Below are 24,843 nucleotides of genomic sequence, written 5' to 3'. Positions count from 1 at the left end.
GCCTTTCGGTTGGTCGTCATGCGGTCCATGGTGCCACGGCCTGCCGATCGAACTGGTCGGCCGGGGCCGCGGCGAGATCATGTGGAATCGAACCGGGCTAGCAGTGCGGCCAATTACAGAGGAAGCAGCCGTCCCAGAGCGGGAGCGCGCTGAGGACGCGGTGGCGCACGCACGAGGCCATCGCGGCCTCGTCCGGGCCGGGGAAGCCGCGTACGGCGCTGCTGTCGGCGGACGGGGTGCAGGACTCCACCATGGTGGTGAAGCGGTGCAGGTAGTCACGCACGCGGGCCGGGTGGTAGCCCAGCTCGCTCCAGCGATGTCCGCTCGCCGCGAGTGCGGTGGCACGCAGCACGAAGTCCTTCGCGCGGGCACGTTCCCGCTCCGTCGCACCCCAGTCGAACTCCGCCAGGTCGAAGCCGACGGCACCGCGCCCCATGACGTTCTGGTCCTGCAGGGTCAGCAGCGCCGCGAAGCGGAAGTCCCAGTCCTCTGCGGCGAGATCGGACACGGCCAGTATCAGCACGTCGATGAACACCGCGGTGGCGCCACTGGACAGATCCAGGTCGCGGCCACCGCCGGAGAAGATGTTGCTCACCGACCTATGATGCGATCCCGGCCCTCCACCTGCTTGGAGAAGACGCATGACGGTTGCGAGCACCGGCAAAGTGGTCGTGAACAGAGTGATGTCCCTCGATGGGTTCATCGCCGGTCCCGGCCACACGATGGACTGGATCTTCGAGCACATGACGTCGGCGACCTTCCCCGAGGTCATGGCCGCCACGGGCGCCATGCTCATCGGCCGGCGCACGTACGAGGTCGGCAAGCGCATGTCCGACGAGCACCCCGACTATGACGGCGGGGCGCAGTTCGTCCTCACCCACCGCCCGCCCGACGAGCCGGGCCCGAACGTCACCTTCCTCACCTGCGACGTCGAGGAAGCCCTGGCCACGGCACGCCGCGCCGCCGGCGACAAGAACGTGGAGATCCTCGGCGCCGACGTGGCCGCGCAGTGCCTGCAGCGCGGCCTCGTCGATGAGATCCTGGTGTACGTGCTGCCGGTGCTGCTCGGCGACGGCGTCCGTTTCGCGCCGCCGGGCCTCGAGCGGATCGACCTGGAACCGTTCAGCAACGTCCAGTCGGGCGGAGTCACCATGCTGCGCTTCCACGTGCGCAAGTAGGCACGGGCTAGGGGCATGTTGTCATGGCCCCCACGGCGAGGGGCAAGTTCCCCACGCTCGCTGCACAGCAGCTGCTCCGACGGTAGCTGCAGGGCCCTGGCATGGATGCTGCTGACCGCGGCCGCACCTGCGACGTCACGGATCCGGGTGGGGACGCTGCTCACTCCGGTAGCTCGGTATCGGCCGCAGCAACTCGCTCGGCAGGTGGCCACCTTGGACAACCTCAGCGGAGGCAGGGTCGTGTTCGCCGCGGGGCTGGGCGGGCCGGTCGAGGACGAGTACGGCAGCTTAGGCGACTCCACCGACGGACGGGTGCTCGCCGAGCGGCTGGACGAAGGGCTGGAGTTGTTGGGGCGATTCTGGACGGGCGAGACCGTCGACCATCACGGTCGGCATCACCAGGCGCGGAACGTGAGCCTGCAGCCCGCCACCGTGGAGCGGCCCCGGCCGCCGGTGTGGATCGGGGGATTCTGGCCGAACCGTCCGCCCATGCGACGGGCCGCGCGGTGGGACGGCGCGGTTCCTCTGATCAAGAACGCCCTGCACGGATACCCGCCGGATCGCCAGGACGTGGGGGAGTTGATGACCTAGGTGCGCGGTCATCGAGAAGGCGATACCCGGCGCCCCTTCGATCTCGTAGTCGGCGACGCCACTTCGGTGGCTGCTGCCAAGGCCAAGGATGTGATCGGCCCACTGCGCGACGCGGGTGCCACCTGGTGGGACGAGAGCCAACTCGACCCCGGCCCCGACGTGGACTGCCTGGCTGCGGTGCTGCGGCGCATCGAGGCGGGTCCACCGGTACTCGATTAGGCGCCCCCATCAACACGCAACTGCCGGCCTATGAGGAGTTGGTGGCAGAACCACCCGACGGCGATCCCACCTGGAACCGCACCCGAGCTGGACTTGGTTCAACCTGCCAGACGGGTGAGGGCCAGCGTGTGAGCGCGGTTGAGGGCGTCAGCAGCAGCGCAAGGGATGTCCGGCTGCACACCGGTGCTCTCCCAGTTCGTGTGGGAGATGGGGTTGAGGGCCCGGCCGACAGGGACGGTGACTTCCAGGTTGGGGTGCACGGTCCAGCCATCACACGGGTGTGCGCCGCCGCGGGTGGGCTCGCCGACGACTACGGCGCGGCCGAGCTGCTGAAGGTCGTACGCCAGCTCCTCGGCAGCAGAGAAGGTGGTGTCACTGGTCAGCACATACAGCGGTTTGCTGCCACCGAAGCGGGCGCCGGGAACGTGCGGCAGGCTCCAGACTGCTCGGTGCGCTTACCGCCGCGCCAGTGCATGGTGTTGAGGTGGGTGCGTTCGTCCAGGAGGTAGCTGCAGACGAAGGCGACCGTGTCCGGGTCACCGCCCCGGTTGGAGCGAAGGTCTACGATCAGCGCCTGCGCAGGGGAGGCCAGGGTGAGCGCGGCGCTCAGCGGTTCGGCGGCCCACTCCAGCGGAAACAGCATCGGCGCCATTTCCAGTACGACGACCCCTCCGTCGAGCAACTGCACCCGGGGCGCACCGCCCAGCGAGGTGTCGAAGTCCCGGCGCATGGCCTCCAGCGCGGCCGCTCCCTGTTCGTCAGGCACGGGGGCGGCGTGGTGTTTCAGTCTCAGGTGCCGGTCGCCGTTGATGGACTGCAGGTCTGCGGTGACCAGCCGGGCGAGCTCCTCGGCACTGTCGCTGTCGTAGGCACCCTCGGCGAGGCGTCGTTGCAGCAGGCCGGCGAGCTGCTCGGCTATCTCGGGGAAAACGTAGTGCTCAGCCAGCAGTCGGGTTGTCTCGTTGATGACAGGGGCAGGCTGAAGCTGCGTCAGGGGCGTGGTCATGGCCGGGAGTAGAGCACTGCGGTTGCGTAAGCGTCAAAGAGTTTAGTCACGTTCAGGATCTTCACCGATTGTTCTTCGCCCTGGGCCAACGGCCTGCCACCGTCAGCCGGCTTGCGGCGCGGCTCGACGCGAAGGAAGGTAGCCCTGGCCACCATCTCAGGCACCGCCGCGATGCTCGCTGCGGTTGCCGTAACCCGGGCGAACCACGACGCCAACGCCGACCTGGCTCGCGGCCCGGCTCCCGGGCGGGTGGTCGCGCTTCGAAACCCTCCCTCTTCACCCGGCCGCTCCGGCCGGCCTCGACGGTCTTGGCCGCAGTCTCTACGAGCTGGCTCTGGCGGACGGCCACGAGGATGTGGCGCATGCCTTGACCTGCGCCTTCGGCGACGCGACCTGTCCACAGTGCGAAAGGCGCTTCTCCGTGGTCGGACAGGTCGTTGCTCGTTCGAGCTGAGTGACAATCAGCAACGAACGAGGACCCTAGCGACAGCCTCCGCTGGGCGGCTTGTTGTTCCAGAGCGCGTGCGGCTCTCAGCCTGATCCATGGTCGGCGGTATTGCACAGAGTGCGGTCGACGAGGTCGCTGGCGGCCTTCTGTTGCCGAAGTGTCTTCGCAGGGTCGTTGAAGCTGGTGGTCATGGAGATGGTGACGGTGCGGCGGCCGTCGTCGGTGGCGCCGTTCAGGGTGATGTAGCCGGCTTCGCCTCCTTGGTGGCTCCAGTAGCGGCCGCCGCAGGTCAGCGGGCGGTTGACCAGGCCGAGGCCATAACGTCCGCCAGGCCAGATTGCCTCAAGTTGCTTGTCGACCGGGACGGTCTCTCGCATCTCGGCCAGGCGCGCCTCGGGCAGCAACTCGCCGCCCAGCAGTCCCTGGAAGAAGCGGTTGACGTCCGCCGTGGTGGAGACGTAGCTGCCGAGGTCGGGGACGATCTGTTCGGTGACGTCGGTTCGTTCACCGGTGGCGAAGACCTGGTAGCCACGGGCGTGCGGCCGACGAAGGGTGGGTGCGGTGCCCGCGAGGTAGGTGTGGTTCATGCCGAGCGGTTTCAGGATGCGGCTTTCGATCTTCTCCTGCCATGGGCGGCCGGTGGCCTTTTCGACGATCATGCCGAGGATGACGTAGCCGGTGTTGGAGTAGCTCCAGCCGGTGCCGGGCCGGAAGTCCGGGGGGTGCTTCATCGACCGGGCGACGATCTGTTGGGGCGTGTAGGTGTCATAGCGGTGCCGGTAGTACTCACGCGGGGTGTCGAAGCCGGGAAGGTCGTCGTGGAGGCCACTGGTGTTCTGCAGGAGCTGGCGCACGGTGATCTTTCCTCCGTCGTTGCCCTTGCCTTCGATCACTCCGGGCAGCCAGCGGTCCACGGTGTCGTCCAGTGACAGCTTGCTCTCGCCGGCCAACTGCAGGACCAGTGTGGCCATGAGCGCCTTGGCGGTGCTGGCCATCCGGAAGTAGCCGTTGCGGGGCACCGGGCGGGCCGTGCCCGCCACCGCGACGCCGGAGGTGGCGACCAGATCCCGGCCGGAAGCGGTGGTCACCCGCGCCTGGACGCCGGTGATCCCCAGCGCTTGGAGGGCTGCGGTGTCCCGGCGCAGGTCGCCTTGCTGGTAGCCGCGCGTGGACGTGGCGGCCTTGCTGTCCGGCGGCTGGACAGCTGTGGCTACGCCCGCTGTGGTCAGTGCGGCCGCCACGACAGCCAGCCACCTTCGGCCGATTCGGCGGTGACGTTGCCGGGACAGGCGGCTCTGCGGCGCGGAGGCCGGGGTTGTTGATCGCATGGGCCCCACGCTAGGTACGCGTCGAGGGGCAAGTCGCTACTGCAGGCGGCCGGTTGAAACCTACAGCTGGCTGTAGCGCCCCCGGGGCGCCCGGCACGTACCGTGGCTCATCTCAGACGCTCCGGTCCCGTAGGCCAGACGAAGGCGAGCCAGTGCACGGTGTGATCGGCGATTTCCGCGCCCGGTTGGTCCAGGCCGGGCGCAGCGGACGCTACCTGCTCGGCACAGTGATGACCGCGACGGTGACGCTGATGGCGGCGCCACTGCTGTGCATACCGTCGCTGGCAGAAGCCTGGGCGGAGCGCCACCGTCGGCGTGCCGGCACTCTGCTGGGCCGACCGGTGCAGCCGCGCCCACGCGCCTTCCGCCGCGACCTTGCGTGGCTGGTGATACAGGCGACCACCGGCCTGCCCGCGAGCCTGCTCACCCTGCTGTGCCTGGCCAACCTGCTCCTCACCCTCGTCGTCACCGTGGGATGGTGGGCCTTTCCCGCGTCGGACCCGCCACGGCTGCTGCTGCTCGACGTCCCGATCAACAGTTGGGCCTCCGCGCTGACGATCAACCTGGCGCAGTTCCTGCTCCTTGCGGCGCTGGCGATCCTCGCCATGCCACAGCTCGCCCGGGTGCACGCGCGATGCTGCCTGGCAGTCCTGGCACCGTCTCCCACCGAACAACTCGCCGCGCGCGTCAGCGAACTCACCCGAACGCGCACAGGCGTCCTCCAGGCACACGGCGCGGAACTCCGCCGGATCGAACGCGACCTGCACGACGGTACCCAGGCCCGGCTGGTGGCCATCGCCCTGCGGCTTGCCGTGGCCGGGGAGAGCTATGCGAAGGACCCCGACGCGGCCGCCGCGCTCGTACGACAAGCCCAGGCCGAGACCGAGGAGGCCATGACCGAACTACGCTCCGTCATCCGCACCATCTACCCACCCATCCTGTCCGATCAGGGCCTTCGCGGCGCGCTCGGCACCCTGGCCACCAGGGCAGGTGTGCCGACCCGCATTGACATCGGCGAGCTCGGTGAGGTCCCCGCCGCGGTCGAAGCGATCGCCTACTTCACCGTGACCGAGGCGCTGGCAAACATCGCCCGGCACAGCCGGGCCACCCACGCCGCCGTCCATGTCACCCGCCACGGCGCGACACTGTCCACGGAGATCACCGACGATGGCGCCGGCGGGGCTGACACCTCTCGAGGCAGCGGCCTCGTCGGAATTCGCCGCCGCGCTGCCGCCCTGGACGGCACCATGAAAATCACCAGCCCGCCGGGCGGGCCGACCGTCATCACCGTGGAGCTGCCGTGCGTGTAGTCATCGCCGAGGACAACGTCCTGTTGTCCTCCGGACTCGAACTCCTGCTGAGCACACAGGGCTTCGAGGTCGCCGCGATCACGGATGACGCCCCCGGCTTCCTCGCCGCCGTCGAGACCCACCAACCGGACGTCACCATCGTCGACGTGCGACTGCCCCCGGACTTCCGCGACGAGGGCATCCGCGCAGCCCTGCGCGCCCGCCGCGACCACCCCGGCCTTCCCGTACTGGTGTTGTCCCAGTACGTCGAGCAGGAATACGCCGGCCGCCTCCTCGCCGATACTCGCGGCGGCATCGGCTATCTGCTCAAGGACCGGGTAAGCCGTATCACGGAGTTCACCGACGCGCTGCGCCGCGTGGCCGCCGGCGGCACCGCCATGGATCCCGAGGTCATCGCCCAACTCCTCGCCGTCCGCAACGATCCCGTCGACGCGCTCACGCCGCGCGAACGCGAGGTCCTGGCCCTGATGGCCGAAGGGCACGACAACGCCACCATCGCGCAGAGGCTTTTCATCACCGACAATGCCGTCCACAAACACATCGGCAGTGTCTTCCTCAGACTCGGCCTGTCGGTCGGCGACAGCGGCCACCGCCGCGTCCGCGCCGTCCTGGCCTACCTCCGCCGCCACGACGGGCCGTAACCCAGCTCCTGGTGAGTAATCGACCGGTGGCTGATCAAAATCAGTGCGTGGCAGGGCGCAGTGGGCAGGGCTCTTGAGCAACAGTTCGCCGACGCGCTGGGCGAGGTCGGGAGCGTCGAGGCCGGTGTCGGCCAGAGCGCGCCAGCCAGGCGATCCGGTGAAGGCAGCAAGAACCATCGTCGACATAACTGAGGTCGCCTCGCCGAGCCGCCGCTCGCCTGCAGCTGGGTGCGGATGCGATCGAGCCCGTCAAGGCCAAGCTTGATCTGGTGCGACGCGTGCTTGACCAAGGGCGCCACATCGCCCTCTCCACCCTCAACCCTGAGTGTCCTGTCTCAGATAACTGTGGGCACAGCGAATCTGTGACCTGCAGTGCCCACCCTTCTCCGGGACAGCTGGTGGCGGGTAGTCCCGCAGAGGTGTGGGTAAGTCACCGTGCGCACTCCGAGCCGGCGAAGTGCTGGAGCACCGGGGGAGCGTCCGTAGCGGGACTGGCTGTCGGAGGGCCGGCGACCGGGTCGTCGACCGGCCGTCGGCATCCATAGCGGCGGTCGGTGCTGGGGCGCGTCGCTACGTCGCACCGGGCGCGTGAAGGGACCCGGTCAGCGCGGGCCGGGCGCGGTGCGCCGCCGTCCGACCGCGTACCCGCCTAGGCCGACCACGCTCAGTGCGGCCCCGAGGCCCGCGAACACTGTGGGCCCGGTGGGCACGGTGGCGTCTTCCATCACGCGGCCCCGTACTCCCGAGGCCGCGAAGCTGCCCTCATGCACATCAAGGTGGTAGCGGGAGTCGTTGGAGTTCACACGGTAGTCGCCGAGCACGAACAGCCGGCCGGCCGGGACCTGCACCTCGTACGGGACGGCGTGCGGGTCGCCCTGCGTGTCCGCCACGTACGGCTCATCGAGGGTCTTCCCGTTCACCGTGACCCGGTTTCCGGAGCCCGTGACGTGGTCGCCGCCGATGCCGATGACGCGCCGCAGCACCGGCTGGGTCATGTAGCGCTCGGGCGGATCCATGAGGACGACGTCGCCCCGGTGTATGCCGTCTGGGTCGAGCCGCTTTACCAGCGCTCGCGACCCGGGCGGGAATCCGGGTCGCATTGAGTCACCGCCGACCGTCACGGTCTCGTACTGCACGAGGCCGTACGCGACGGAGCCGGCCAGCAGCACGAGGCCGGTCGGTATCAGCCCCCAGACTGCAACTCGCCATCCCCACGCCACTCTTTGGTGCCTCATGAAGCTCCGCCCGTCACCTTGATCCGCTGCACACCCAACACAGCGTGCCAAGCGCGCCATCCGTCACCGCGGGCCCAGCCCAGGTCGCCCCGCACCTACCTGCCGCCGTTGCCCTGGTGCGGCGGCGGTTGTTGTGGTTAGTCGCGTGCTGCGCCGAGTCTGCCGTCGAAGGTGTTGAGGGCGGTCTTCCAGCGACTGGTCCAGCCGGCCGACCTCGGTCAGGACTGCCGTGTCTGGCGGAGAACGGATGTGCTGGCGATCTCCCGCTTCTACTCAGAGGGCGTTGAGTCTTCTTCTAGTAGCGGCCTCGTCCGGGTTGGGTGAGGAAGCCTTGGCGTGTGAGGCGTCCGAGGCGGCTGCGGGTGATGTTGACGGTCGCCTCGTCGGTGGGCATGCCGAGGAATTCGTGCAGCTCACGGGCTCTGAATTCCTGCTCGGGATGCTGGTTGGAGACGTTCACGATGGCCTGGTAGGCGGTGTTCGTCTCGGGTGCGTCGGGTGCGTCGGGTACGGTCCCGGGTGGGACGCGTTCGGCGATGACCTTCCGGGTGGTGGCCAGGTCTGCCAGACGCGCTTCGGTCTCGGCCAGGGGAGCGGTCAAGTGCTCGATCTGGTCGCGTAGTTCACCGGCCCGGGCGGTGATAACAGGGGTGGATCGTCCGCGTAGGGTGCAGAGGGATACGGCGTGCGAGACATTCGGGAGGGGCGCCATGGTTGTTGTTGAGGACGTGGAGAGCGCGGCGGCGCGGATTGCCGGGCATGTGGTGCACACTCCCACGCTGCCCAGCCCGGGGCTGACCGCGCTGCTCGGGGTGCCGGTCACGGTGAAGCTCGAGCTGCTGCAGCGCACGGGTTCGTTCAAGGCGCGGGGAGCCGTTGCCAAGCTGCTGGCGATGACCGATGAGCAACGCGCGGCCGGCGTGGTCGCGGTGTCCGGCGGCAACCATGGTGTCGCCGTGGCGGAGATGTCGGCCGCGCTGGGTGTGCGCGCCACCGTGGTGATGCCGCAGACCGCACCGGCACGCTCGGTGCAGGCTGCCCGGGCCACCGGAGCTGATGTACGACTGACCGCGACCATGGCCGAGGCCTTCGCGACGATGGACCGGCTGGAGGCGGACGGGCTCGCGCTGCTGCACCCGTTCTCCGACCCGGTGGTCATCGCGGGGCAGGGCACCGTGGGACTCGAACTCGCCGCCGACGCCGGTGAATTGACGGACGTCCTGGTCTCCATCGGCGGTGGTGGCCTGATCGCCGGGGTGGCGGCGGCGCTGCGGGCACGCCGGCCGGGCGTGCGCGTGTGGGGAGTGGAGACAACTGGTGCCGACGCGATGTCCCGGGCGCTGGCCTGCGGTGGGCCGGTCCAAGTGGATGTGGACTCACGTATCAGCACGCTGAGCGCGCCCATGGTGTCTCCTCTGACGTACGCCATGGTGCGTGACCTGGTCGATGAGGTGCTGGTCGTGCCTGAGGCGGAGGCCTTCGCGGGCGTGCTCGAGTTGGCCGAGCACGCCAGGGTATGGGCGGAGCCGGCAGCGGGTTGCCTCCTCCCCGCCGCCCGCCGCGTCCTGGCCAAGACCGGCGAGGCGACCAGGCTCGGTCTGGTGATCTGCGGCGGCAACGCATCGGTGCAGGATGTGACCGCGTACGCGGGAGCGATCCTCTGAGTCGGGCCGTGCCCGTCCGTACGAGGGTCCGCCGGCCCGCGTTTCGCGGTGCGGTGAGCGGGACGGTAAGGGCACCCGTGCCACGATGCTTCGGCCGAGGCCCGGCTGCGCTGCCGTGCGTGCGCTGGGCCAAACGTAGTGCTTGTTCGAGGAACGTCGACGGACGGGGGTGGGACGAAGTAACTCCGCTCCTACGGCTCGTGTGGTTCCGGATGCCCTGCGCTCTGCGCAGGGCATATTTCAGTGGCCGTTGGTGAGTTCGCCGCTGAGCTTTTCGTGGATCTGGGCGCTCGGGTGGTTGAGCCCGATGATCTCGACGGTCTTGCCGCGCTGTTTGTACTTGGTCTCGATGGCGTCGAGTGCGGCGACGGAGGAGGCGTCCCAGATGTGGGCGGCGGTGAGATCGATGACGACCTTGTCGGGGTCGGTGGCGTAGTTGAACTGTCCGACGATGTCGTTGGAGGAGGCGAAGAACAGCTCACCTGTGACGCAATAGACCACGCTGCTGCCGTCGGGCTCGATGACCGCGGTGACGCTGGCGAGGTGGGCGACACGCTTGGCGAAGATGACCATCGCGGTGATCGAGCCGACGACGACGCCGATGGCGAGGTTGCTGGTGGCGACCACGCAGGCCACCGTGATGACCATGACGGCGATCTCGCCGGCGGGCATCCGCTTGAGCGTCTTCGGGGCGATGGAGTGCCAGTCGAACGTCGCGAAGGACACCATCACCATCACAGCGACCAGCGCGGCCATCGGAATGTCGGAGACGACGGGTCCGAAGACGACGCACAGCACCATCAGGAACGAGCCCGCGAGGAAGGTGGACAGGCGGGTACGGGCCCCGGACACCTTCACGTTGATCATCGTCTGGCCGATCATGGCGCAGCCGCCCATACCGCCGAAGAAGCCGGTGACGATGTTGGCGATGCCCTGGCCGATGGACTCACGGGTTTTCGAGGAGTGCGTGTCGGTGATGTCGTCGACGAGCTTGGCGGTCATCAAAGATTCCATCAGGCCGACCAGCGCCATGGCGAGCGCGTAGGGAGCGATGGTCGTCAGCGTGTCCATGGTGAACGGCACATCGGGCAGGCCGGGCACCGGCAGCGAGGACGGCAGCTCGCCCTTGTCACCGACGGTCGGCACCGCGATCCCGGCCGCGACCGTGATGACCGTGAGGATCACGATGGACGCGAGCGGGGCCGGGATCACCTTGGTGACCTTCGGGAAGAACACCATGAGGGCGAGACCCGCCGCGATGAGCAGGTAGACGGGCCAGGGCACGTCGTGCATCTCCGGGACCTGCGCCATGAAGATCAGAATGGCGAGGGAGTTGACGAAGCCGACCATCACGCTGCGGGGCACGAACCGCATCAGCTTGGCGACACCGAGCGCGCCCAGAACGATCTGGAAGACGCCGGCCAGGATCACGGCGGCGACCAGGTAGCCCAGCCCGTGCTCGCGGTTCAGCGGCGCGATCACCAGTGCGACGGCGCCCGTCGCCGCCGAGATCATGGCGCGGCGTCCGCCCACGATGGAGATGGTCACCGCCATCGTGAAGGACGCGAACAGACCGATCGCCGGATCGACCCCGGCGATGATCGAGAAGGAGATCGCCTCGGGAATCAGAGCGAGGGCGACGACCAGGCCGCCCAGGATCTCGGTGCGCCAGACCTTCGGATCCTTCAGCCAGTCGGGACGCAGGCCGCGCAGCCGGGCGGCCGGGGACAGAGCGGACGTAGACAAGAGCAGGTACCTGTCGTGCTCGGGCACGCCCGTCGTCGTTGCGGGGCGTGCGGGAAGGCGCCGGACAGCCGGGGCGGCCATCCGCGGAGCCCGCGTACAACGGGCTGAGGTTCACAACGCAGCAGCGGGGTGCGAGCGAAAGGCTCCCGGTACTGCTTCAGGGGCGAAGGGTCACGGCGGGCAGGCGGCGGCGCTGGGCGTCATGGGCATGCGCACGCTCTCTCCTGCAGGCGGTCTTCGCCGGGGGCTTCGTCGGCCCCGACACGGCTGACGGTCACGGGAACGACCCCGCACCATAGAGGGCGGGGACGGCACGAACCCGCACCCCACGATCACTTACTCTACCCTAACGTTAGGGTAGAGATGGATGAAGGTCGCCTGTGGCCTCGGTGACACAAGAGGAAGGACGCCCGCGTGAGCAGCGAGCACATGCAGATCGGCGAGGTCGCCGCGCGGACCGAGCTGTCGCTGCGCACGATCAGGCACTACGAGGAGACCGGCCTGGTCATCCCCTCCGCCCGCTCCCAGGGCGGCTTCCGTCTCTACACCGAGTCCGACGTGGCACGCCTGATGGTCATCCGCCGGATGAAGCCGCTCGGTTTCACCCTGGACCAGATGCGCGACCTACTGGAGGCCACCGACCGTCTCGACTCCGGCGAGGAACTGCCGACGGACGAGCGCGGGGCACTGATGGAGTGCGTGCGCAGTTACGAGCAGGACGCGACCGAGCAGGTGGAGAAGCTGCGCACGCAGCTGGCGCGAGCGGAAGAATTCGCCGCCACCCTGCGCGAACGCCTCACCCGCGTCCCTGCCCACTGACATCTTCCCCGAGGCCGCGACGCGGCGGGTAAGTTGGCCTGACCGGCCGCGAATTGTGCCACGGCCGGGTAGCGACTGTGTTTGGTACGTCGACGCGAGCCCGAGCCGAAGAAACGGCCAAGACCGACTGATCACTCCAGTGTCTCGCTGAACGGTCCACCGTCCTCGGGGCGTCGGCTCACCATCCGCTGGCGGATCTCCGCCCCGTACGGCTGTCGCAGCCACGCGGCGAGAGCCGCATAGTCGCCATCGGTGAGGCCAAGGCGGGCATCAACTCGGTGGACCAGGGCGCGTCCCTGATGATGGGCGGCGACCCAGGCCCGATCTGTGTCCGTGACCTCGTCATCAACCCATACGAACGGCCGCCCTGCCGCCCAGTCGACAAGGGCACGCGTCTTCCAGTGCAGCCCATCGCGTTCGTCCTGATCATCGATGTCTGAAGGCTCCGGCCAGACAACCACGTCAAGCTGCGGAAGACCGAGCAGTGGAGCGATGCACTCGTTCGCTTCTTCCATCCACGTCGTGGCCCAGACCACCTCACAGGGAAGCGAGGCCAACTTGGCCCCGTGCTGAGGATTAACCCTGGTCAGGAGCGGATTGCCGTCGACCCCGCGCAGATGGGAACCGAGCGCATGAGTTGCATACTGCTGCGGCTCCGCCCCGAAAGGAATGAGCGGTCCGTCGACGTCGAGGAACAGCAGAGGAAGCCGCACAGAGCCAGTCACAGCAGCACAGGCCCCACGGATGAGCGTGGCGCTGACCCTCCTCCCAGCGTCAACGCCGGTGTCAGTGGTCACTGCGATGCTGTCGGCATGACCCCTTGGAACCTGCTCGACCTTGACAAAGCCTTGCGCGCCAGCTGGGCCGCTGACACCTGCTCGCCTGACGACCTGGCTCGCTCCGGCTGGCAGCCGGAGAACCCGGCCTGGGGCCATTGCGACATCACGGCTTTGATCGTCCATGACGTCTTCGGCGGCGACCTCATGACGGGCAAGGTCTACTTCAACGGCATCCAGCACGGCTTCCACTGGTGGAACCGGCTGGCCAGCGGCATCGAACTGGACCTGACACTCGAGCAGTTCCAGCGAGGTCAGACCGTCACCGAAGGCCGTGTGGTGAAACGCCCGCCGGGCCCTCTGCGCCGCCGGGAGGAGTACCTTCTCCTGCGCAAGCGGGTCATCGAGCACCTCGGTACCCTCCCGGAACCTGCTGTGTGAACTCGGCCGGGGCCACCCTGGCCGGCCCAGTGGAACGACGTCTGGCCGTTGGGCAGCGGGTCGGCGACTGGCGAGATCTGTAGGGGCGTGGACGATGCGTTTCGGGTCCAATGGCGTACTCGGCCAGCTTCCAGCCAACTCCTGCTTCAGTGCCCCTCCGATGGACTGCACCTGTACCCATAGCCCGCCGCTAACAGCCGGGTGTAGAAACCGATCACTTTCGCTTCCTCGATGCCGCAAGGGCGGCCCAAGCCAGCCCCAGGACAAGGAGCCCGATCACGACCCACATCGGAGCTCCACCCAAGCCCTTGTATGCCGGTACAGTCCAGGCGCTGCCCTCATGCATCGAAGTCACTCCGCTTCTCCAGTTCAGGCCAGCTGCTCTTTCTCACTACCTCGTTGCCTTGCCGTACTGGGCCCCTGCTACCTCTGGCCGGAGGGGGCAGGACTGTTGCAGCGGCCGATGTCGAGTCCCCCGGGTTCGCGGTTGAATCCCATGTCCACGTCGTCCGTGGTCTGGGCCGAGAGGGCGAGCAGGTCGTTTGGACGTCAAACGCCTGGTCACGCCGTTGGCTACGGCTGCTTCCACTGCTCCTTGGTGATCTCGTACCGTACGCCTCCCTGCGCGGCGCCCTCGATGTTCCCCATGTCTGAAGGGACAGAGATGGCGCCCGCGAACCTCATGTCGAGCTTCTCCATGACCTTGCGCGAACCGTGGTTCACGGACATCGTCTCCGCCCAGACCATGCGCACATCGAGTTCCGTGAACGCCTTGGCCAGCAAGGCCCGCGAGCCTTCGGTGGCATAACCCTTGCCCCAGGCCGCCTGCCGCAACCGGTAGCCGAGTTCGACTTCGTCCAGGGGGCCCTCTTGCCCGGGCCGGAGGATGAACCAGCCGATGAACGCGCCGCCGTCCTTCTCGTGCGCGGCGAACAGTCCCAGGTCGCCACCCCACTTCACATAACCGTCGAGGATCTTCGGCAAATGCTGTTCCCGGATGACTTCCGGCGCGGTCGGATCGCCGCCGCTCAGGTAGCGCATCACCGCCGGGTCACTGTCCAACTCGATCAGCAGGTCCGCGTCATCGGCAGTAAAGCGGCGCAGGGCCAGACGCTCGGTCTCCAGGAAGGTGTCCATAGGCCGATCATGTCTGACGCAAGCCGGGCAGCCCAACGGATTTCCCGGGCTACCGGGGGAGTGGAACACCCGTGTGTCCCCCCTGCTGGTTGAACCCAGGCAGGTCCCGGCGTCCCAACGCGAGTGCCTGCCGCTTCGCGAGACCCTGGAGACGCCCACCAACGGCGCCTGACGCCGGTAGGCGGCGCCGTGTAGGCCGACGTCGCCTACCCCGACAGCGTGGTGAACGCCGTCGCAGAAGCCGACGTCGTCATCAGCGGCCTGGGCCTCACCAAGAAGCAGGATCCCGCCATCCTCTCCGACGGCGCCCGACTGGTCGCCTCGGCATCCCCGCGCGTCGTCTGGCTCACCTCGCTGGGCATGGGCGCCACCGAGGGAGCGCTCGGCAGCCTCAACGGCGCACTCCTCAGGCGTATCCTGCGCCACGAGTGGGACGCACCATCGCCCTGTTCAACGGCCGGTGAGACGCTAGTTGTTGCTCGCCCATCGTCAGTGCTCTGACCACCCAACACTCCATTGCACCCGTGCGGTGCCCCGCTGGCTAAACGCGGTGGGAGGCGGGTCGAGGAAGGTGCAGCGGGCCAGGTTCTGCTGGTTGCCGGGCGTGGCGCAGCGGTCGGTGTAGAAGGCGCGGAAGAGCTGGTTGGCGGCGAGAATGTCGACCCGACCGTTGCGGACGAACACCGGTCCGGCGGTGGTTATGTCCAGGGTCCCTTGCAGACTGGTCCGGCCTGGGCGGGGGTGATCTTTGCGCGCCGCGAGGTGGGGAACTCGCGGGCCCCCCTCACGGGTTGTCCATGTTTTCGACGGTAGCCCCGCACGCGGCCAAAGGGGTGTACCGCCGGTACACCCCTCGTCAGTGACTCGCTGCGCGCGTGAAGAGGGAGTTACCTGGAAGGCGTGGTGCTTCTCCTTCGGCCACCAAGGCGGCGAAGGCGCAGCTCCGCGCCCCGCTCGGGCGGTCCTCCGCCCGGGGCTCCGGGGCCCCGCATCTGCAACCGGTAGGCAAAGGAACCTCTCATGCGCGGCGCAGTGATCCACGCCCCTGGCGACGTCCGCTTCGAGACTCTGGAGGACCGCCAACCTGGTCCAGTTCCTGCGGGGCGCATCCACGCACAAGCACCGCCAGGCGCTGGGCCAAACCAACTTCGTCACCGACGGCATCGGTCTGTGTCAGCGCCGGTGCGGTCCGGTGGACGTCATCCCGCCCGGCCATCGCGTCCTGTTCGAGGACGATGAGGGCACTGGCACGGTGCCGCGGCGAACCGGCTGATGGTCCACCTGGCCATCGACGAGGACGATGTCGATCACGACGTCGTGCCATGGCTGACCCCCGAAACACCGACGAGGCTACGCCGCAGGCCCCGCCAGCTGCTGAACCCCGCAGCCTGATTTCAGGTTGCCGAGGGGTGCGCGGCGCCGACGAACGCCGCGCCATGAGCCCCCGCGCGAACCGCACCGCTTCTTCCTCGGGCCACCCTGATGCGGCCCGCCCGCCCCACGTTGTTGAGGAGAACTACCGTGACCACATTCGCCCTTATCGGCGCCGGCCCTGGCCTGGGGCTGGCTACCGCCCGTCGCTTCGGCAAAGCGGGCCACAGCGTCGCCCTCCTCTCGCGCAGCGCCCAGCACCAGGACAACCTGGCAGCCGAACTGGTGAGGGAGAACGTGCACGCCCGCGGCTTCACCGCCGACGTCCTCGACCCCGCCTCCCTCACCGAGGCCCTGCGCGAAGCCGCGGACGCGCTGGGACCCGTCGAGGTCCTCCAGTTCAGCCCGGTGCCCCGCGGCGACTTCATGAAGCCGGTCCTGGACACCACCGCGGCCGACCTGGATGACCCGTTGGCCTTCTCCGTCAAGGGGCCGCTCACCTGCGTGAACACGGTCCTGCCCGGCATGCGGGAGCTCGGCCGGGGCACGTTGCTGTTCGTCAACGGCGGCAGCGCGGTACGCCCGCACCCCGACCGGGCCGGCACCTCGATCGCGTTCGCCGCCGAGAGCGCCTACGCGGCGATGCTCCACACCGCGCTCGCCCCGGAGAACATCCATGCCGCCCAGCTCATCGTCCCCGGCGCGATCAGCCCCGACTCCGCGACCTCCAGCCCCGAGGCGCTGGCCGAGAGGCTGTACAACCTGCACACCGACCGCAAGGGCTTTCGCCACTACGCCGAGCCCATGCCGGATGCGCAGGACACCACACCATGACCTTCACGCGTCGCCGGGCTCTGACCGCGGCCGCCACCGGCGGCCTGCTGCTGGCCGCGGCCGCTTGCTCCGACGCCTCACCCGCCGAGCAGGCCCCCGCCACAACCTCCGCCTCGTCGTCCGCCCCGGCGGCTAAGCAGTCGCAGACCTCGGCGTCAGCGAGCGCGTCCCGATCAGACAGGAGCACTCAGATGGAAATCCGCGTCACCATCGACGGTCGGCCGGTTGGCGCGACCCTGAACGACAGCCCCGCCGCCCGCGACCTTGCCTCCCTGCTCCCGCTCACCCTGTACCTCGAGGACTTCCACGGAACCGAGCGCGTCGCCGACCCGCCGAGGAAACTGACCACCGACGGCGCTCCCAGGCCGGCCGCAGCAAAGGTCGGAGACATCGCCTACTTCGCACCGTGGGGCAACCTCGCCATCTTCTACAAGGACGGCCCCTCCGCCTCAGAAGATCTGTTGATCCTCGGCCACATCGACGCCGACGCCGACCAACTGTCCGGGGTCGACCGCATCACCGTCGAAGCTGCCTCCTGACCCCGCCCCCACCCCTCCCCGTACGGAAGAAGTTTTCGCATGCCCTCCGCCACCGGGTCCGCCCCCGACCGACTGCCCTTCGTCGTGTGGGTGCTCGCCGTCGGCACCTTCCTGATGGGCACCACCGAGTTCGTCATCGCCGGACTGCTGCCCGAGATGGCTGCCGACCTGAACGTGAGCGTGTCGCACGCCGGTCTACTGATCACGGCGTTCGCCGTCGGCATGATCGTTGGTGGGCCCACGATGGCCATGGCCACCCTGCGGCTGCCCCAGCGCCACACCCTCATCGGCGCCCTCGCGGTTTTCGCTCTCGGTCACGCCGTCGCCGCCCTGAGCGCTTCCTTCACCGTTGTGCTGATTGCCCGCGTGGTGACCGCGCTGGCCACCGGAGCGTTCTGGGCCGTCGGTTTCGTCATCGCCACCACCACCGCCGGGACTGCGAGCGCCACGCGTGCGGTCGGCGTCATGATGGGCGGCCTCACGCTGGCCAACGTGATCGGTGTGCCGATCGGCTCGTTCGTCGGTCAATACACCGGCTGGCGCGGCCCGTTCTGGGCACTGGCCTTCGTTGCCGCGCTCGCCGCCACGTTCATCGGCCGGTTCATCCCCCGAACGGAGCGGCGGTCCGAGGTGTCGGTGCGGTCCGAGGTCAGGGCCCTCAAGCAGGGGAGGCTTTGGCTGGCCCTCGGTGCAGCGGTACTCATCATGGGCGGTGTCCTGGCGACGTATACGTACATCACCCCGCTGCTGACCGACCGGGCCGGCATCCCGGCCGGCGCCGTGCCGCTGGTGCTGATCGCCTTCGGCGTCGGGGCGTTGGGCGGCACCGCCCTCGGCGGCCGTCTCGGGGACCGTCGCCCGATGGTCACCACGATCACCGCGGCGGCTGCCACCTCCCTCATCCTGCTGGCCCTGGTCCCAGCCTCCAGCAGTCCGGTGGCCGCCGTATTCCTGGTCTTCGCCATGGCCCTGGCCGGGTTCACCGTCAATCCGGTCGTCACCTCCCTGGCCGTCCGCTTCGCCGGGGATGCCCCCACTCTCACCTCGGCGCTGACCACCTCCGGCTACAACACCGGCATCGCTGTCGGTTCCCTCGTCGCGGGCCGGGCCCTGGACTCCTCTCTCGGCCTGACCGGACCGGCCCTGGTTGGCGCCGTCTTCGCCGCACTCACCTTGCTGCCGCTGATCGCGCTCGCACTCAGCGGCGCCGGCCACCGCACGCGGATCGTCGCCCAGCGCAATACTGCGGCCCCTGTACGGGACGACGCCTCCACACCGGCACCGCACTGACATCCGCCCGAACGAGCCACCGTTCCGCCGTCGAAGGAGAGACTCGCAGGACGGTCACCTACGAACGTTGCGTACCCCAACGTGGTCGGCGTGCGCGGTGTGGCCGCAACTGACGCAGGATCGTGAGGAACACCCCCATCCGGCATCCGAGATCGAGCGGTTGAGGCCGCTCTTCGCTGCCGCCCCGTCCCAAACAGGACAGTCGAAGACGTCGGTCAGGCGCATCAGCAGAACCACCCCTCACTTCCTCATTGTCAGGCGTCCAGGGGACGCCAGGCGAGGTCGTCGCCGTCCCGCCGGACACTGCCGAACACCACGTCGGCGAAGTGGATGCCGAACCCGATCGTGTCGGGTTCTGCCAGCTCTGCGACGAGCTGGTGGCGGTGGTCGGCGGCGCGGACGGGATCGTGGTCGAAGGCGGTGGACCATTCGGGGTGGGCGACCTGGATCGGGGAGTGCAGCGCGTCGCCAAAAGCGATCAGCCGCTGCCCGCCCGAGGTGATGACGTACTCGGCATGTCCGGGCGAGTGACCGGCGGTGATCCGCATCCGTACGCCCGGGAAGATCTCCTGCCCGTCGGTCACGGTACGGACGTGCGGTGTCAGGCCGGCGACCTCCTGCGCCTCGAGGAGGTCGCGCCGGGCCCATTCCCGTTCGGACATCAGGTAGTCGGCATGGGCGAATGCGGGCCGGTCGGCGCCGGGTGCGAGATGCCAGGCCCAACCGGTGTGATCGGGGTGCAGGTGAGTGATGGCCACCGCCTCGATCTGCTCGGGCCTGCGGCCGAGTTGGACCAGGCTGTCCAGGAGCGCGCCCCCGTGGATCGCGCCGCGCGGGCCGTCCGGCGCGGGCGGCCATGACTGCGGTCCGAACCCCGCGTCGATCAACAGTGCGCGGTCGCCGTTCTCCACCAGCAGGCCGCCGATACTCGCCACCAGGCTGCCGGACTCGTCCAGGTACTCGGGGTGGGCGGCCCACACCTCGCCGGTTGTGTCGGGGATCAAATCGCGCGGCCGCAGCTGCACCGCTCCGTCCGGCACGTAGGACACCCTCGTGTCGCCCAGCTGTATCGAACGGATGCCAGCCGGCCGCCGCAGCCGGTCATCCCCGTCAGTTGCGGAATAGGTCATGTCCATCTCCCCTGTGTTCTGGTGGTCGTCGCCGTGCCCGTCGGAGGCGACGGTGATGACCATAAGCATCAAGCTAGAATCATGCAAGCTCGAAATATTCTTGCTTGATGGACTTGCTAGGGTGGGATGCATGACGACGCCCTTGGAGCCGCACGCCATCGCCGAGCGAGAACTGTGCGGCCTTGTGAACGGGCTGGCCCAGCAGATCTCCGACCACGTACGCGAACGCGCCGTCACGCTGGGCCTCACCGCGGCCCAGGCGACCGCGCTGCGGGAGATGACCGGGCCGATGACCATGCGAGAGCTCGCCGAACGCATGAGCTGCGAGCCCTCCAATGCCACCTTCGTCATCGACAAGCTCGAGAAACGGGGCCTGGTCGAGCGCCGCGCGCACCCCACCGACCGCCGCGCCAAGCACCTCGTCCTCACCTCAGCAGGCAGCGCCTCCCGCGAACGGCTCCTCGAACTCCTCGCCCAGGACTCACCGCTGGCTGGTCTTAGCTCCGAACAGCAGCGCGCCCTTCAGAGCCTTCTTGAGCAAGCAATCACGCGTTCCTAGCCGACGTCGGCCAAGGGAGACAGGATCGGCCGCTGCGCTCGACGGCCGTGGAACCTGAGCCCGTACCGGGCCCGAGGCGTGCGGTGCGCCGCCGAACTCGTCGAGTGCGCCCCCTGCCGTACGTGCCGTACATGCCGAACAGCTCCGGCCCCCGGACCGACACACGCCGAGCAGCCGGCCGCCGCCCTTCATCCGGTGGAAGCGGGGGAGGCCTCGCCCACGGCCTGCTCGCCGCGCCCATGGGCATGGTCCCGCGTCGTATGCCCGCAGGCTGCTCGACTGCGACGATGCCCCGCGCTCACGGGGACGCATCCGAGGGCTGCAGGTAGGGGAGGGGTGGCCCCCTTTGCATCTGCTCTACGCGACTATGGCGAGGGGCCCACCCGGCGCTACGACCACAGGTTTCCCTCGGATCTGCCGCAGGGGGCGGGCGGTAGGTTCCAGGGCATGACTGAACTCGTGCCCTCCGCTTGGCCACCTGCCCCGATAAGTACCGCACGCCTGACGCTGCGAGAGTCCGAGAGTCGCGACCGCAGCGCGTTCGTCGAGTTGTTCGCCTCGCCGGAGGTGCGCACTTACCTGGGTGGGCCGCAGCCGCGCGACGAGCTCGAACGCGCGATCCCTGACATACCCGGGCGGCGACCTGGTGTCTTCGTCGTCGCTCTCGACGGAGCGATGATCGGCTCAATCCAATTCGAGCGACGTGACGCCACGCGTCCGGGGCATGTCCGTCCTGAGGGTGGGGAAGTTGAGCTCGGTTACATGTTCCTGCCCACGGCGTGGGGCCATGGTTACGCTGCTGAGGCGTGCCGCGCCGCACTCATCTGGTGCATGGACTCCTTCCCCGATGAACCGGTGGTGCTCTGTACTCAGACCGCCAACAAGAGCGCGATGCACCTGGCGGCAAAGCTGGGGTTCACGGAAGTAGAGCGGTTCGAAGAGTTCGGCGCCCAGCAGTGGTTCGGCATGTTGGGCCCAAGAGCGAACTTCGCTTGAACGTATGCCGATACTCGACCGCTACCCGCAGGAGCCAGCCCTCGAACAGGCCCTGGCCCTCCGCCTTGTTCAGCATCAGCAAGAAGCGGCGGGGCTGGAAACGGAGCGGAAGCCACCGCGCTAGTGCCCGCCCCTACTCACTCTATGACGGCCACCATGGCGATCGACACCAAAATTCCAGGCCGGTCGACTCCCAGTTTGCTCACGCAGCGAGGTGGCCGCACGTCGGGGAAGAATTCTTCAAAGACCTTGATGATGTCATCGGCGTCCTGAGGTCGCATCAGCAAGGTGTGAACCATTACAGCGTCGCTCAGCTCGGCTCCGCCGGCGCGGAGGATGGCCTGGCAGTTGAGTAGCGATTGGCGGGTTTGCTCCTGAATAGCGGGCCCGGCGAGTTCACCGGTGGTCACATCGACTCCCACTGTTCCAGCTACGTAGATCGTGTTGCCGACCTTGACCGCCTGACTGTAGCCAGAATTCTCTGGTGCCGCGGAGGTGGAGATGATTTGTCGGGCCATGGAACGTCTCCTGTCCGAAAATTCCTGAGCTCCGCTTGAACATCGACCGTGAAGACTGTGAACCCAATGGCGGCAGCATTCCCTCGCTCCGCGGTGACGTAAGTCGTTCGCGGGGCGACGGCGGATTCGAGGCGGTATTTTTCGCACGGAGCGCGCCGCCTCCCCGCCCATTTCGAGAGCCTCCCGCCGTGGCCCGCCCTCCATACTCTGAGGGCGAGAATGCGGTACCTCCCGCATGAGGCGGGACGGACGTACTGCTGCGTCCCTTGTACTAGAGGAGATCGGCGACTACTACGACATCGACGAAGCCGCTGAAGGGATCATCGAAGTTCCCGCTGCTGTCCCGGAGGGAGAACACCGTACGCACGGTCACGACGTTCCCGTTGATTGCACGGACAGCCGTGTTGACCTCCTGACGGAAAAACTCGTGATCCGTCCCTTCGAAGCCGATGTTGAAGCCGTTTACAAAAGTCTCCGCCTTGCGGACATTGGCAGGGAAGGAGAACACCTGGTCCACGTCCTGAGGTGATCCGGTATGTGCGCTGAAAGTTATCCGTCGACTCGCGAAATCGATCGCCATTTTTCCCCCTGAGTGTGGCTTCGTAGGCCGGTTCATTCCATCTGCGGCGAAACTAGTACGACGATCAGTTACAAGCAAGCGCCTCAGTGGATGGAGCCGGGGGGCATGTGGCGGGCGGCATTCCGTTTTAACTGAGCGGGACGTCTGATTCCCATTCAGAGCACCTTTTACAGGAGACCTGTATCTTGGTGTGTAACCTCTGGCGTCACCCGACCTGCTGATCTGCGGTTCTTCTCAAGACAGCCCTCACGGACGTTCTCCACGCTTCGAGATGTTGAGTAGCGAAGTGCGAGAGAACGGCCGCTTTGTATGAGTGTCTTTGCTGCTGGGCCTGCTGGTGATGGATTGGAGGCCTTGTCTCACTTTCGTGGCGAGTTCTGACTACTGTCTGTACGCCCGCGCTAATGCCCTTTCGTGCCGAACCCGCCGGGGGCGACTGCTGCAACGCCCTGGACCCGGCATCGGGGGCCCAGTCCCAAGCCGTGTTCGGTGACGTCTCGGCTGACCGAGTCGGCGCCGGGACGGGCGTACCGCTCCAGTGCGCGGACGGACGCGTGGTGGCCTTCCCCCCCGGGTGGAAGTCAGACGCTGTGGTGCAGCAGGGGGACGTGCCGTTACCCCGGCACGCGCTCGGCGTTGCTGGTTCGGGGCCCGGACGCGTTGGTGCGCATCGGGTCCCGTCCGCCCTGGCCCGCCTGCCGGAAGGTACGCCCCATGCTTTCGCGTTTCGCCGCGACGGCCGCCGTCGTTTGCTCCCTTGCTGCCCTTGCCTGCCCGGCCTCGTCCGTGGCCGCGAGCGCGTCTGCTGAGCCCCGCCCGCATCACGACACCGCTCTCGGCGCCATCGTGCCCACCCTGCTGTCACCCGTACTGGCCAACTCCAGCCCGCCCGGGGCCCGAACGGATCCCACGCGCCCGTGCCCGTCCGGTACGGACCGGCGTGCTCATCCCCGGCCGGTCGTGCTGGTCCACGGAACAGCCATGAACGCGTACAACAGCTGGAGCGCGATGGCTCCGGCGCTCGCCGACGCCGGTTACTGCGTCTATGCCCTGAACTACGGCGCCCACGGCAGCCCTCTCAATGCGCTGGGCGCGAAGGGCACCGGCCGTATCGAGGACTCCGCCCGGGAGCTGGCCGCCTACATCGAACGTGTGCTGCGCACCAACGGGGCTCGCACGGTGGATCTGGTGGGGCATTCGCTGGGCGGGCTCATGCCGCGCCAGTACATGAAGTTCGAGGGCGGCGCGTCGAAGGTGCACCGGCTGGTCGGACTCGCCCCGGACAATCACGGGACGACGGTGAACGGGCTCGACACGCTCGTCAGGACGATCGCCCCGGCGACCGACACGGCGGTGGGCCCGTCCATCCAACAGCAGTTGGCGGGCTCCCCGTTCTTGAGGCGACTCAATAGGGGCGGCGATACCCTGCTCGGGGTCGCCTACACGGTGGTGGCCACCACCCACGACAAGATGGTCACCCCGTACACCTCCGGGTTCCTCACCGCCCCCGCCGGTGGCTCCGGGCAGGTCGACAACATCACGCTCCAGCAGGTGTGCCCCGGTGACCGGTCGGGCCACCTCGCCACCTTGTACTCGCCCAACGTGATCAACCTGACCTTGGACGCCCTCGATCCCGCTCACCGCGGCACCTGGAGCTGCCGGAGCGTCACACCGCTTTTGCCGCTGCCCTGAGTGGTGGGTCGGTGGATGAAGTAGCCCGGGGAGCCAGTACAGCGAAGCCCCAACGTCCCGACGTCGTCGGCAGGAACGTCTGCCGCCTTGCGAAAGGGCGTTGGGCGCGCGGGTGGGACGGTACCGTTCCAGGGGCTCTCTCGAAGACGGCGGTGAGCTTGTGGCAAGATCGCGGGATGCTGCGACTCACCGATTTCATTATCGACTGCCCGGACACGATGAAGCTGGCGGCTTTCTACTCCGAGGTGACGGGCCGTCCGGTCAAGGAAGGCAGTTCGGAGGACTGGGCCGGCATCCAGTTCGGCGAGGTCGAGCTGGCATTCATCCGGGTGGGCGACTACCGCGCTCCGCAGTGGCCCGACAGCGAGCACCCCAAGCAGTTCCACCTCGACTTCGAAGTGGACGAGATCGAGTCCGAGCAGCGCCGTGTTCTTGACCTCGGTGCGACGCTCAGGCAGGACTTCATCGGCCCCGAGGGCTATGGCTGGCAGGTCTACACCGACCCCATCGGCCACCCCTTCTGCCTGTGCCGCAACAAGGGCGTCATCTGGACCGATGAGGGTCCGGTCTGGCCCAAGCGCGACTAGGTCGTGTTCTGGGAGTCGTACCCGCCCTCTTCCAAAACGGTCACGGCCGCGAACCAGGTGGGGTCGACCGTATCGGGTTCGATGATGATGAACGTGTTGTCCGTGTCGTCGAGTGCGCTGATCATTGCGAACAAGGCGTCCTCGGAGGCACCCGCAATGTGGTCGCCGTTCTCGCTGACCACGCCGTAGCCTCTCTGAGGCGGCGGCC

Annotated in this window: 30 protein-coding genes; 16 read left to right on the top strand and 14 right to left on the bottom strand. The window is 68.0% G+C overall.

Annotated features, from left to right (window positions below; all coding sequences use genetic code 11):
• Nucleotides 1–97: 97 nt before the first annotated feature.
• Nucleotides 98–595 carry a hypothetical protein gene (locus ACWGIH_RS40015; protein WP_453450759.1) on the bottom strand — a complete coding sequence of 166 codons (498 nt, stop codon included), beginning with the start codon at nucleotides 593–595 and terminating at the stop codon, nucleotides 98–100.
• Nucleotides 596–641: 46 nt separating this feature from the next.
• Between ACWGIH_RS40015 and ACWGIH_RS40010 the strand changes: the two genes are divergently transcribed.
• The 3 genes from ACWGIH_RS40010 (at nucleotide 642) to ACWGIH_RS40000 (ending at nucleotide 1,988) form a co-directional block, all read left to right on the top strand.
• Nucleotides 642–1,178, top strand: coding sequence for a dihydrofolate reductase family protein (locus ACWGIH_RS40010; protein ID WP_453450760.1), 537 nt, complete (start codon nucleotides 642–644; stop codon nucleotides 1,176–1,178).
• A 15-nt stretch (nucleotides 1,179–1,193) separates the two neighbouring features.
• Nucleotides 1,194–1,769 carry an LLM class flavin-dependent oxidoreductase gene (locus ACWGIH_RS40005; RefSeq protein ID WP_453510424.1) on the top strand — a complete coding sequence of 192 codons (576 nt, stop codon included), beginning with the start codon at nucleotides 1,194–1,196 and terminating at the stop codon, nucleotides 1,767–1,769.
• 66 nt (nucleotides 1,770–1,835) lie between these two features.
• On the top strand, nucleotides 1,836–1,988 hold the full coding sequence (locus ACWGIH_RS40000; protein ID WP_453450762.1) for a hypothetical protein: 153 nt from the start codon (nucleotides 1,836–1,838) through the stop codon (nucleotides 1,986–1,988).
• Nucleotides 1,989–2,086: 98 nt separating this feature from the next.
• On the opposite strand, the gene ACWGIH_RS39995 is transcribed toward ACWGIH_RS40000, so the two are convergent.
• From ACWGIH_RS39995 to ACWGIH_RS39985, 3 genes are all read right to left on the bottom strand, one after another.
• Complete coding sequence (locus ACWGIH_RS39995) at nucleotides 2,087–2,374, bottom strand: S41 family peptidase (protein WP_453450763.1); 288 nt, start codon at nucleotides 2,372–2,374, stop codon at nucleotides 2,087–2,089.
• Entirely contained in the window at nucleotides 2,368–2,994 is a 627-nt protein-coding gene (locus tag ACWGIH_RS39990) for a hypothetical protein (protein WP_453450764.1), read from the bottom strand. The genes ACWGIH_RS39995 and ACWGIH_RS39990 overlap by 7 nt, the downstream gene beginning before the upstream one ends.
• Before the next feature lie 531 nt (nucleotides 2,995–3,525).
• Nucleotides 3,526–4,683 carry a serine hydrolase domain-containing protein gene (locus ACWGIH_RS39985; RefSeq protein ID WP_453450765.1) on the bottom strand — a complete coding sequence of 386 codons (1,158 nt, stop codon included), beginning with the start codon at nucleotides 4,681–4,683 and terminating at the stop codon, nucleotides 3,526–3,528.
• Between the two features lie 239 nt (nucleotides 4,684–4,922).
• Between ACWGIH_RS39985 and ACWGIH_RS39980 the strand changes: the two genes are divergently transcribed.
• Both ACWGIH_RS39980 and ACWGIH_RS39975 read left to right on the top strand, forming a co-directional pair.
• Nucleotides 4,923–6,080 (top strand): sensor histidine kinase, encoded by a 1,158-nt coding sequence (locus tag ACWGIH_RS39980; RefSeq protein ID WP_453450766.1) that lies wholly within the window; start codon nucleotides 4,923–4,925, stop codon nucleotides 6,078–6,080.
• Nucleotides 6,071–6,721, top strand: a complete 651-nt coding sequence (locus tag ACWGIH_RS39975; RefSeq protein WP_453450767.1) for a response regulator — start codon at nucleotides 6,071–6,073, stop codon at nucleotides 6,719–6,721. The genes ACWGIH_RS39980 and ACWGIH_RS39975 overlap by 10 nt, the downstream gene beginning before the upstream one ends.
• 602 nt (nucleotides 6,722–7,323) lie before the next feature.
• Here the strand turns inward: ACWGIH_RS39975 and lepB are convergent.
• Together lepB and ACWGIH_RS39965 are read right to left on the bottom strand one after the other, a co-directional pair.
• Entirely contained in the window at nucleotides 7,324–7,890 is a 567-nt protein-coding gene (gene lepB / locus ACWGIH_RS39970; RefSeq protein ID WP_453450768.1) for a signal peptidase I, read from the bottom strand.
• A gap of 361 nt (nucleotides 7,891–8,251) precedes the next feature.
• Complete coding sequence (locus ACWGIH_RS39965) at nucleotides 8,252–8,557, bottom strand: hypothetical protein (protein WP_453450769.1); 306 nt, start codon at nucleotides 8,555–8,557, stop codon at nucleotides 8,252–8,254.
• Nucleotides 8,558–8,666: 109 nt separating this feature from the next.
• On the opposite strand from ACWGIH_RS39965, the gene ACWGIH_RS39960 reads away from it, so the two are divergent.
• Nucleotides 8,667–9,620 carry a threonine/serine dehydratase gene (locus ACWGIH_RS39960; RefSeq protein ID WP_453450770.1) on the top strand — a complete coding sequence of 318 codons (954 nt, stop codon included), beginning with the start codon at nucleotides 8,667–8,669 and terminating at the stop codon, nucleotides 9,618–9,620.
• Between the two features lie 240 nt (nucleotides 9,621–9,860).
• On the opposite strand, the gene ACWGIH_RS39955 is transcribed toward ACWGIH_RS39960, so the two are convergent.
• Complete coding sequence (locus ACWGIH_RS39955; RefSeq protein ID WP_453450803.1) at nucleotides 9,861–11,366, bottom strand: SulP family inorganic anion transporter; 1,506 nt, start codon at nucleotides 11,364–11,366, stop codon at nucleotides 9,861–9,863.
• A gap of 414 nt (nucleotides 11,367–11,780) precedes the next feature.
• On the opposite strand from ACWGIH_RS39955, the gene ACWGIH_RS39950 reads away from it, so the two are divergent.
• Nucleotides 11,781–12,185 (top strand): MerR family transcriptional regulator, encoded by a 405-nt coding sequence (locus ACWGIH_RS39950; protein ID WP_453450771.1) that lies wholly within the window; start codon nucleotides 11,781–11,783, stop codon nucleotides 12,183–12,185.
• Between the two features lie 131 nt (nucleotides 12,186–12,316).
• On the opposite strand, the gene ACWGIH_RS39945 is transcribed toward ACWGIH_RS39950, so the two are convergent.
• Nucleotides 12,317–12,910: an HAD domain-containing protein gene (locus tag ACWGIH_RS39945; RefSeq protein WP_453450804.1), complete on the bottom strand. Its 594-nt coding sequence runs from the start codon at nucleotides 12,908–12,910 to the stop codon at nucleotides 12,317–12,319.
• A gap of 87 nt (nucleotides 12,911–12,997) precedes the next feature.
• On the opposite strand from ACWGIH_RS39945, the gene ACWGIH_RS39940 reads away from it, so the two are divergent.
• Nucleotides 12,998–13,402: a YunG family protein gene (locus tag ACWGIH_RS39940; RefSeq protein WP_453450772.1), complete on the top strand. Its 405-nt coding sequence runs from the start codon at nucleotides 12,998–13,000 to the stop codon at nucleotides 13,400–13,402.
• A 573-nt stretch (nucleotides 13,403–13,975) separates the two neighbouring features.
• Here ACWGIH_RS39940 and ACWGIH_RS39935 read toward each other — a convergent pair.
• Nucleotides 13,976–14,539 (bottom strand): GNAT family N-acetyltransferase, encoded by a 564-nt coding sequence (locus ACWGIH_RS39935; protein ID WP_453450773.1) that lies wholly within the window; start codon nucleotides 14,537–14,539, stop codon nucleotides 13,976–13,978.
• A 219-nt stretch (nucleotides 14,540–14,758) separates the two neighbouring features.
• On the opposite strand from ACWGIH_RS39935, the gene ACWGIH_RS39930 reads away from it, so the two are divergent.
• Nucleotides 14,759–15,040: a hypothetical protein gene (locus ACWGIH_RS39930; RefSeq protein ID WP_453450774.1), complete on the top strand. Its 282-nt coding sequence runs from the start codon at nucleotides 14,759–14,761 to the stop codon at nucleotides 15,038–15,040.
• On the opposite strand, the gene ACWGIH_RS39925 is transcribed toward ACWGIH_RS39930, so the two are convergent.
• Entirely contained in the window at nucleotides 15,029–15,223 is a 195-nt protein-coding gene (locus ACWGIH_RS39925) for an MmyB family transcriptional regulator (protein ID WP_453450775.1), read from the bottom strand. The genes ACWGIH_RS39930 and ACWGIH_RS39925 overlap by 12 nt on opposite strands.
• Nucleotides 15,224–16,060: 837 nt before the next feature.
• Here ACWGIH_RS39925 and ACWGIH_RS39920 point away from each other — a divergent pair.
• From ACWGIH_RS39920 to ACWGIH_RS39910, 3 genes are read left to right on the top strand one after another with little or no spacing between them, the layout of a single operon-like run.
• Nucleotides 16,061–16,744 (top strand): SDR family NAD(P)-dependent oxidoreductase, encoded by a 684-nt coding sequence (locus ACWGIH_RS39920; protein ID WP_453450776.1) that lies wholly within the window; start codon nucleotides 16,061–16,063, stop codon nucleotides 16,742–16,744.
• Complete coding sequence (locus ACWGIH_RS39915) at nucleotides 16,741–17,283, top strand: cyclophilin-like fold protein (protein WP_453450777.1); 543 nt, start codon at nucleotides 16,741–16,743, stop codon at nucleotides 17,281–17,283. Before ACWGIH_RS39920 ends, ACWGIH_RS39915 begins: the two co-directional genes overlap by 4 nt.
• Before the next feature lie 39 nt (nucleotides 17,284–17,322).
• Entirely contained in the window at nucleotides 17,323–18,573 is a 1,251-nt protein-coding gene (locus tag ACWGIH_RS39910) for an MFS transporter (protein WP_453450778.1), read from the top strand.
• A 254-nt stretch (nucleotides 18,574–18,827) separates the two neighbouring features.
• Here the strand turns inward: ACWGIH_RS39910 and ACWGIH_RS39905 are convergent, their stop codons facing one another.
• Nucleotides 18,828–19,703: an MBL fold metallo-hydrolase gene (locus ACWGIH_RS39905; RefSeq protein ID WP_453450805.1), complete on the bottom strand. Its 876-nt coding sequence runs from the start codon at nucleotides 19,701–19,703 to the stop codon at nucleotides 18,828–18,830.
• Between the two features lie 130 nt (nucleotides 19,704–19,833).
• Between ACWGIH_RS39905 and ACWGIH_RS39900 the strand changes: the two genes are divergently transcribed.
• On the top strand, nucleotides 19,834–20,262 hold the full coding sequence (locus tag ACWGIH_RS39900) for a MarR family winged helix-turn-helix transcriptional regulator (RefSeq protein WP_453450779.1): 429 nt from the start codon (nucleotides 19,834–19,836) through the stop codon (nucleotides 20,260–20,262).
• Between the two features lie 447 nt (nucleotides 20,263–20,709).
• A complete protein-coding gene (locus tag ACWGIH_RS39895; RefSeq protein WP_453450780.1) occupies nucleotides 20,710–21,258 on the top strand; it encodes a GNAT family N-acetyltransferase in 549 nt (182 codons plus the stop codon).
• Between the two features lie 137 nt (nucleotides 21,259–21,395).
• Here ACWGIH_RS39895 and ACWGIH_RS39890 read toward each other — a convergent pair whose 3' ends face one another.
• Nucleotides 21,396–21,776 (bottom strand): RidA family protein, encoded by a 381-nt coding sequence (locus tag ACWGIH_RS39890; protein WP_453450781.1) that lies wholly within the window; start codon nucleotides 21,774–21,776, stop codon nucleotides 21,396–21,398.
• A gap of 271 nt (nucleotides 21,777–22,047) precedes the next feature.
• Entirely contained in the window at nucleotides 22,048–22,356 is a 309-nt protein-coding gene (locus tag ACWGIH_RS39885) for a hypothetical protein (protein WP_453450782.1), read from the bottom strand.
• A 714-nt stretch (nucleotides 22,357–23,070) separates the two neighbouring features.
• Here ACWGIH_RS39885 and ACWGIH_RS39880 point away from each other — a divergent pair.
• Nucleotides 23,071–24,048 carry an esterase/lipase family protein gene (locus ACWGIH_RS39880; RefSeq protein WP_453450783.1) on the top strand — a complete coding sequence of 326 codons (978 nt, stop codon included), beginning with the start codon at nucleotides 23,071–23,073 and terminating at the stop codon, nucleotides 24,046–24,048.
• A gap of 176 nt (nucleotides 24,049–24,224) precedes the next feature.
• On the top strand, nucleotides 24,225–24,635 hold the full coding sequence (locus ACWGIH_RS39875) for a VOC family protein (protein WP_453450784.1): 411 nt from the start codon (nucleotides 24,225–24,227) through the stop codon (nucleotides 24,633–24,635).
• Here ACWGIH_RS39875 and ACWGIH_RS39870 read toward each other — a convergent pair.
• Complete coding sequence (locus ACWGIH_RS39870; protein WP_453450806.1) at nucleotides 24,632–24,817, bottom strand: hypothetical protein; 186 nt, start codon at nucleotides 24,815–24,817, stop codon at nucleotides 24,632–24,634. The two genes, ACWGIH_RS39875 and ACWGIH_RS39870, sit on opposite strands and share 4 nt — an antisense overlap.
• Nucleotides 24,818–24,843 lie beyond the last annotated feature (26 nt).

Source organism: Streptomyces sp. NPDC054872 (assembly GCF_053610705.1).
This window is presented reverse-complemented; position numbering and strand designations above follow the sequence as displayed.

Coding starts and splice junctions, on each gene's coding strand:
- ACWGIH_RS39990 (WP_453450764.1), bottom strand. CDS start 2,994: ATGACCACGCCCCTGACGCAGCTTCAGCCTGCCCCTGTCATCAACGAG.
- ACWGIH_RS40005 (WP_453510424.1), top strand. CDS start 1,194: ATGTTGTCATGGCCCCCACGGCGAGGGGCAAGTTCCCCACGCTCGCTG.
- ACWGIH_RS39910 (WP_453450778.1), top strand. CDS start 17,323: ATGCCCTCCGCCACCGGGTCCGCCCCCGACCGACTGCCCTTCGTCGTG.
- ACWGIH_RS39895 (WP_453450780.1), top strand. CDS start 20,710: ATGACTGAACTCGTGCCCTCCGCTTGGCCACCTGCCCCGATAAGTACC.
- ACWGIH_RS39905 (WP_453450805.1), bottom strand. CDS start 19,703: ATGACCTATTCCGCAACTGACGGGGATGACCGGCTGCGGCGGCCGGCT.
- ACWGIH_RS39940 (WP_453450772.1), top strand. CDS start 12,998: ATGACCCCTTGGAACCTGCTCGACCTTGACAAAGCCTTGCGCGCCAGC.
- ACWGIH_RS39875 (WP_453450784.1), top strand. CDS start 24,225: ATGCTGCGACTCACCGATTTCATTATCGACTGCCCGGACACGATGAAG.
- ACWGIH_RS39880 (WP_453450783.1), top strand. CDS start 23,071: ATGCTTTCGCGTTTCGCCGCGACGGCCGCCGTCGTTTGCTCCCTTGCT.
- ACWGIH_RS40010 (WP_453450760.1), top strand. CDS start 642: ATGACGGTTGCGAGCACCGGCAAAGTGGTCGTGAACAGAGTGATGTCC.
- ACWGIH_RS39890 (WP_453450781.1), bottom strand. CDS start 21,776: ATGGCCCGACAAATCATCTCCACCTCCGCGGCACCAGAGAATTCTGGC.
- ACWGIH_RS39900 (WP_453450779.1), top strand. CDS start 19,834: ATGACGACGCCCTTGGAGCCGCACGCCATCGCCGAGCGAGAACTGTGC.
- ACWGIH_RS39885 (WP_453450782.1), bottom strand. CDS start 22,356: ATGGCGATCGATTTCGCGAGTCGACGGATAACTTTCAGCGCACATACC.
- ACWGIH_RS39960 (WP_453450770.1), top strand. CDS start 8,667: ATGGTTGTTGTTGAGGACGTGGAGAGCGCGGCGGCGCGGATTGCCGGG.
- ACWGIH_RS39915 (WP_453450777.1), top strand. CDS start 16,741: ATGACCTTCACGCGTCGCCGGGCTCTGACCGCGGCCGCCACCGGCGGC.
- ACWGIH_RS39935 (WP_453450773.1), bottom strand. CDS start 14,539: ATGGACACCTTCCTGGAGACCGAGCGTCTGGCCCTGCGCCGCTTTACT.